The organism is Actinomadura chibensis NBRC 106107 (assembly GCF_001552135.1).
In the GTDB taxonomy this organism is placed as follows: Bacteria; Actinomycetota; Actinomycetes; order Streptosporangiales; family Streptosporangiaceae; genus Spirillospora; species Spirillospora chibensis.
On record NZ_BCQP01000074.1, the window covers coordinates 53327 to 59381 of the forward strand.

Below are 6055 nucleotides of genomic sequence, written 5' to 3' on the forward strand. Positions count from 1 at the left end.
ACCCTCCCTCGCATGCCCGAAAGCGTGCTGGCGTCCCCGCTGGCGGACGGCTCGTTCGACGGCGTCGCCGCGGCGTCCGGGGGGACTCCGCTGGCGTTCGCCTCCCAGGCCGGTCAAGGCGCCAACGCCGGTCTCGTGTGGGACCTGGCGGCGCGCGCCGTCCTCGGCCCGCCGATCCCCGACTTCCCCGCGGGCCGCGCCGACTGGACGTTCGGCGTGCCGGTCGCGGGCGTCCCGATCGTGGCCTGGACGCACCGCGACCGCGTCCACGTCCAGCGTCCCGGCACCGGGCACGAGCTGGTCCTCGACGGCCAGCCCGACCTGCTCGGCCTCGCCGCGCACGGCGGCCGCGGCGCGGTCGTCGCGGTGTTCGGCCCGGCGAACGACGCGCGCGTCACCGTCTTCGACGCGCTGTCGGGCGACCGGCTCGCGGAGTTCGCGCTGTGGCTCGGCCACGGCACGGCCATCGACCGCGCGATCCTGCACGCGGCGCCCGCGTCCGGCCCGCTCGTCGCCCTCGCCGGGGAGGCGGACGTCCTCGTCCTGGACGTGGAGCGCGGCGAGGACGTCGCGGCCCTCCCGTTCGGCGACGTGGTGCTGGCCGCGTCCGCGCGGGGGCCGGTGCTCGTCCAACCGGCGCGGAACGCGCTGCACGTGCGGTGCCTGAACGGCGACTGGGTCGCCGTCCTCACCGTCCCCGGGCCGTGCCGCCCGGTGGCGGCCACCGGCGCCGGGCGCTCGATCCTCGTCGCGGCGGTGCTGGAGGACGACCCCTGCACGGTCCTCGCCTGGGACGCCGACGACTCCACGCCGTCCCACGACGTGAAGATCCCGGCGCCGGTCGCCGAGCTGGCCCTGAGCCCGGACGGGACGCTCCTCGCCGCCACCGACGACGGCCTCTACACCGCCCGCCTGCGCCCCTAGAACGTCTTGCCGCCTAGCCGCCCGCGTCGCCGATCAGGCCGACGAGATGGTCGGCGAACGGCCGGAGCCGGGGACGGAGGTCGTCCCAGCGGTCGTCGTCCCGCCCGAGGTAGACCGACCTCGCCCGGGCGAGGACGGGGCGGTGCTCGCCCGGCAGCCGGTCGAGCGCCCACGCGGCGGCGGCGTCCTTGGCGCGGATCTCGCCCGTCGCCGCCGTCGCCCAGACGCGCGCCAGGGTCAGCACGACGTTGCGCGTGTCCGTCTCCAGCTCCGCGAGGAGGTCCGGGATCCCGGAGGTCATCCCGCGGACGAGGTCGCCGTGCGGGACGGGGTCGAGCACCTCGCCGGGCGGCGGCCCGAACAGCGCCCGGCCGCCGAACAGGACCATGGCGAGCAGCGGGGCCAGGTCGGGGCTCGGGCTGGGCGGCGACGTCCAGCCGCGCTCGAACTCGGCGCGCAGCCATTCGCCGTACTGGAATTCGCATTCCGGCGGGAAGCGCCACGGCCGGACCGCGTCCTGGACGACCACGGTCAGCTCCACCGGACGCTTCTCGCCGCGCGCCGGATGGCACGATTCGTCGAGCAGCCGTGCGCTGAGGATGCGGCGCTGGGCGTCACCCAGCGGGCGTTTCACGACGGCGAGGACGTCCAGGTCGCTGTGCGGGCGCAGGCCGCCGAGCACGGCCGAGCCGTGCAGGTACGCGCCCACGGCGTCGTCTCCGAACACGTCGCGGACCAGCCCGACGACGGTCTCCCTCTGCGTCACCACCGCACCCCGAACGGCCCGGCCGGGAACGCGAAACCCGCCCGGGCGTCCCGGGCGGGCTCCGATCTATTCGGCCTGGCGGCCGTCAATGCGCGGCGCCCTCTCTCGCCTCCGCCTCGGCGGGACGCTCCGCGTCCTGCTCCGCCGGGCGCCGCTCGGGCCACGCGACGATCTTGGTGCGACGAGGGTTCGCCAGAGGGGTGCTCATCTTCGGTGCTGTCCTCCTGATTCGGCCGGGCCGCGAACACGGAAATGTTCCCGACCCCGGACCCGGTTTCGCAAAATGGTCTAGACCGCGTGCTCTCGCGCGGCCCGCGACGCACCTTTCAACCGCCGTTGCGAACCGTTGATTCCCGGTGGACCCGGACCCATTGGGCCGCCTTTCGGCGGCGGCTCAGTCGGTCTTCCGGTAGACGACCGCGCCGATCGCGCCCGACACCGCGACGGTCGCGACGAGGGCCGCCCAGCCCAGCCAGGCCGCCGTCACCTGCCCCACCCGGATCGACAGGATGATCGAGCCGATGACCAGCGCGACGGTGACGCCGATGAATTGCAGCGACATTTCCGCGAGGGTGTGGTCGTTGCGCCAGTGCCGCCCTTGGGGAGTGCGCGTGCTGTTCACCGCGAGACCGAGAAGGAACAGCAGCCCCGCCGCCGCGTACTCGCCGCCGACCGCGCAGAGCAGGATCGGCGTCAGCCCCTCGGCGCCGAGCCCGGCGCCGGCGGCGGCCCCGAGGAACGGGGCGAAGAAGGGAATGGCGAACGCGGTCCATCCCCAGCCGGTGAATTGCATGGCGGCCTCCCGACCTGGACGATCGGCCCGATGCCATTGATCATTTCCGGCCGCCGTCACGGTCGAATCACGACCGGTGGAATGGCCGCATCCAGCCAGGGGCCGCGCGCCGCTTCGGCCGCGTCCGAGTCGCGCTGAGGAGCGGTGGAGCGCGGTGGCCGGTGCGTGCGACAATTCGGCATCCACCTGGGCAAGGGCACCGGACGGCCGCGCGGGTGGGTCCCAGTCGCCAGCGCCCGCTCCGGACCGAAGGATGCCGCCCATGACGGACAGCGAACCCCGTGACGCCCTTTCGGCGCGGTCGGTGGCGGAACTGATCCCGGCCGCCGAGGCGGGCGATGTGGAATTCCTGTTCTTCTGGGGTCATCGGAAGCGCGGGCCGGGCTATCTCAGCCAATGGTGGCCCGCCCCCTTCACCGTTGACGGGACCGTCTACGCGACCGCCGAGCACTACATGATGGCGGAGAAGGCCCGCCTCTTCGGCGACGAGGAAACGGCGGCGGCGATCGTCGCGGCGTCCCATCCGAGCGAGGCGAAGGACCTCGGACGGCGCGTCCGGGGCTTCGCCGAGGACGCCTGGCGGGACGCCCGCGTCGGCATCGTCACCAGGGGCAACGAGGCGAAGTTCGGGCAGAACGAAGAGCTGCGCGACTACCTCGTCGGCACCCGGAACCGCGTCCTGGTCGAGGCGAGCCCCTTGGACCGCGTGTGGGGCATCGGCCTGGCGGCCGACGACCCCCGCGCCGGACGCCCGTCGGCCTGGCCGGGCCTGAACCTCCTCGGCTTCGCACTGATGACCGTCCGCGAGACCCTCACCACCCCCCGCCCATAACCGCGGCCCGACCGTAGCCGCGGGCCGGGCGTAGTGGCGGGCTGGCCGTTGCTGTGTGGCCCGACCGTGGTGGCGGGGCGCGGGTCAGTGGTTCAGGCGGGTGGGCAGGTGGAAGGCCGAGGTGCCGGGGCCGGACGGGGACGGGACGCGGGGGCGCGGCGCCGTGCGCTCGTCGTAGCGGTCGGTCTCCCGGTGCCATTTGAGGATGCCCGCCATCCAGTCGCGCAGCTCGTCCAGGTAGGAGGCCAGCGCGGTGCGGGCGGTCGTGTCGAGGCCGAGCTCGTCGCAGAGGGCGGGGAGTTCGTGCTCGGCGAGCTGCTCGAACTGGTGGCGGCGGGACGTGATGAGGTCGTTGACGATGGGCAGCGCCTCGTCGCGTCCGCAGCCGAAGAAGTTCTGCACGGCGAGGACGCCGTTGTTCAGCTCGCCCTCGTACTCGATTTCCTTCTGGTAGGAGAAGCAGTCGTTCATGAGGCAGCCGACGTCCATGACGGAGGCGTCGATCTCGCGGAGGGTGCGGGTCTCGAAGACGTGCGCGGGGATCTGGTGGGCGCGCCCGATCCGGGCTAGGGCCATCGTCAGCTCGGAGCCGAAGGTGTGGCGGCGCATCTCGATGTAGTCGACGGGGTCGGGGACGCGCGCCTGCAGATGGTTGTTCAGCTCCCAGAGCCAGCTTTCGACCATGTGCTCGACCGTCGCGCGGAACTGGCGCCGCCCGTCGTGGTCCATCGGTTCGGCGGTGCGCCGCCACAGGTCGCCGAGGGCGGCCTCGAACGGGTTCTCCGGCGCGGGCGCGACGCCGCAGTCGAGCGGCATGAACGCGGACGCGCGGGCGGCGAACAGCTTCGCGCCGCCCATGTCGCGGTCGCGGTTGAACACGGCGGGGAAGTAGTCGTCGCCGTAGGTTCCGGAGGCCAGCCATTGGACGGCGAGGTCGAGCGCGTCCGGGGAGGCGTCCGGGGCGAGGGACGCGGCGCAGATCTCCAACGCCATCCCGGTGGTCGACTCCGCGCTCCAGATCGGCACGGGCAGCCGCGGCTGCGGGTCGAACATGCCCATCTCACGGCACCATTCGACGGCCCTACGCCCGGCGGCGGCGCGGTTCGGGTTGACCCGGGCCGGATACGGGACGTCGAAGTCGGGCAGCGGCGTCGGCCCCACCTTCTGGTAGGGGACGTGCGGCAGGCTGATCCGCGCGGACCTCAGCAGCGCGGGGACGCGGGTCGCCGACATCCCGATCGGCTTCTTCTTGTTCATGTAGCGGCTGGAGCGCATATGCCATTCGTGGCATCCGGACTGCCAGTCCTGGAGGGCCTTCACATAGGCGGACACACTCGCCCGCTCGACGGGTTTCAGGCGGTGGTCCTCGAACAGCTGCGGAAGCTCGGTGACCGCCGTGTTCTCGAACTGCCGGAGCCGGGACGTCAGCAGGTCGTTGACCGTGTCGGCGGCGGCCTGCGGGGTGACGTCCAAAAAGCGCTCCATCACCAGCACCGAGTTGTTGATCTCGCCCTCGGACTCGATCTCGCGCTGGTAGGAGAAGATGTCGTTCCGCAGGTGGACGCCGTCGGAGAAGGTGTCCTTGAGGACGCGCAGCGGCCGCGTCCCGACGACGCGCTCGGGGACCTCGATCCCCGCCGCGTGCTCGGCCAGGTCGGCGGACCACGGCGCGCCGCCGACCTTGCGGCGCATCTCGATGTACTCGACCGGGTTCGGCACGCGTCCCGTGCTGATGTTGGACAGCTCCCACCGCGACTCGCGCAGCAGGTTGAGCGTGCTCTCGGAGAACCGGGCGAGCCACGCCTGCGACTTGGCCGGGACGGTGCGCGCCCACAGGTCGGCCAGCCCGCGCTCGACGGCGTTGCGCGGAGCGGGCGGGTCGAGCGACATGAACAGCGGGAGCCGGTCGAGGTAGACGCGGGCGCCCTCCTGGTCCTGCGGCTTCTTGAAGACCTCTAGGAAATGGTCGTCGAAGTAGAACACCCAGACGTACCAGTCGGTGATGAGGTCGAGTTCGGTGGCGTCGCAGTCGGGGTGGGTGTAGGCGCAGAGGAGGGCGTAGTCCATCGCTTCGAGCTGGGACTCGGTCCAGACGTCGGGGGTGCCGGGGTCGCGGGCGTCGTCGAGCATCCGCATCTCGCGCGCCCAGGCCATCGTGTGCGACCGCGCGCCCTCCAGGTGCGGGTTCAGCCGGGCGGGGTACGGGACGTAGAAGTCGGGCAGCTCAAACGGTTGCATGGACCGGCCTCTCTGTCGGTTCAGGGGTCCGGGGCGTCCGTTCGGCAACTTACAGCATTCGGCAAGTTACCGACGGTGACACATTGCTCTCCCGATTCCACGGCAAAACCACCGGTAAGGCGAGGTCATGGTCAGGTTGTCGAAGACGCGCGGCGGGCGACACGCTCCGGCGCGGGCCTTCGACGGCGTGTGATCATCCGGATTGACACCGGGCCGTGCGCCTCAGCAGACTCGGCGGCGTGCGGATCAGCGAGCTCGCCGAGACCCGCGCGCTCCGTCCCGAGGCGGTCGCGGCGGCCGCGGCGGCGCGGGCGCGCCGGGCCGCGCCGTCCGGGCGGCTGCTGATCGTCGCGGCGGACCAGCCCGCCCGCGGCACGCTCGGGGTGGGCCGCGACCCGGTCGCGATGGCCGACCGCGGCGAGCTGCTCGACCGGCTGTGCGTGGCGCTGGAGCGTCCCGGCGTGGACGGTGTGCTCGGCACACCCGACGTGATCGAGGATCT

The 6055-nt window shown here is 72.6% G+C and carries 7 protein-coding genes; 3 read left to right on the top strand and 4 right to left on the bottom strand.

Annotated elements, in window-relative coordinates:
* Nucleotides 1–12 precede the first annotated feature (12 nt).
* Complete coding sequence (locus ACH01S_RS36850; RefSeq protein WP_067903385.1) at nucleotides 13–924, top strand: WD40 repeat domain-containing protein; 912 nt, start codon at nucleotides 13–15, stop codon at nucleotides 922–924.
* A 13-nt stretch (nucleotides 925–937) separates the two neighbouring features.
* Here the strand turns inward: ACH01S_RS36850 and ACH01S_RS36855 are convergent, their stop codons facing one another.
* The 3 genes from ACH01S_RS36855 to ACH01S_RS36860 all read right to left on the bottom strand — a co-directional run bounded on the left by ACH01S_RS36855 (nucleotide 938) and on the right by ACH01S_RS36860 (nucleotide 2483).
* Entirely contained in the window at nucleotides 938–1693 is a 756-nt protein-coding gene (locus ACH01S_RS36855) for an aminoglycoside adenylyltransferase family protein (protein ID WP_067903388.1), read from the bottom strand.
* A gap of 82 nt (nucleotides 1694–1775) precedes the next feature.
* Nucleotides 1776–1898: a hypothetical protein gene (locus ACH01S_RS46365; protein ID WP_255220377.1), complete on the bottom strand. Its 123-nt coding sequence runs from the start codon at nucleotides 1896–1898 to the stop codon at nucleotides 1776–1778.
* 186 nt (nucleotides 1899–2084) lie between these two features.
* Entirely contained in the window at nucleotides 2085–2483 is a 399-nt protein-coding gene (locus ACH01S_RS36860) for a hypothetical protein (RefSeq protein ID WP_067903392.1), read from the bottom strand.
* A 262-nt stretch (nucleotides 2484–2745) separates the two neighbouring features.
* Here ACH01S_RS36860 and ybiA point away from each other — a divergent pair, with 262 nt between their 5' ends.
* Nucleotides 2746–3315: a riboflavin biosynthesis intermediates N-glycosidase gene (ybiA, locus tag ACH01S_RS36865; RefSeq protein WP_067903396.1), complete on the top strand. Its 570-nt coding sequence runs from the start codon at nucleotides 2746–2748 to the stop codon at nucleotides 3313–3315.
* 84 nt (nucleotides 3316–3399) lie between these two features.
* On the opposite strand, the gene ACH01S_RS36870 is transcribed toward ybiA, so the two are convergent.
* Entirely contained in the window at nucleotides 3400–5553 is a 2154-nt protein-coding gene (locus tag ACH01S_RS36870) for a terpene synthase family protein (protein ID WP_067903400.1), read from the bottom strand.
* A gap of 239 nt (nucleotides 5554–5792) precedes the next feature.
* Here ACH01S_RS36870 and ACH01S_RS36875 point away from each other — a divergent pair.
* The coding region (locus ACH01S_RS36875; protein WP_441359851.1) for a Cgl0159 family (beta/alpha)8-fold protein at nucleotides 5793–6055 on the top strand (263 nt) is incomplete at its 3' end.

Bases quoted from the DNA above. Each gene is read 5' to 3' on its own strand.
- ACH01S_RS36870 (WP_067903400.1), bottom strand. From the start codon at position 5,553: ATGCAACCGTTTGAGCTGCCCGACTTCTACGTCCCGTACCCCGCCCGG.
- ACH01S_RS36850 (WP_067903385.1), top strand. From the start codon at position 13: ATGCCCGAAAGCGTGCTGGCGTCCCCGCTGGCGGACGGCTCGTTCGAC.
- ACH01S_RS36860 (WP_067903392.1), bottom strand. From the start codon at position 2,483: ATGCAATTCACCGGCTGGGGATGGACCGCGTTCGCCATTCCCTTCTTC.
- ACH01S_RS46365 (WP_255220377.1), bottom strand. From the start codon at position 1,898: ATGAGCACCCCTCTGGCGAACCCTCGTCGCACCAAGATCGTCGCGTGG.
- ybiA (WP_067903396.1), top strand. From the start codon at position 2,746: ATGACGGACAGCGAACCCCGTGACGCCCTTTCGGCGCGGTCGGTGGCG.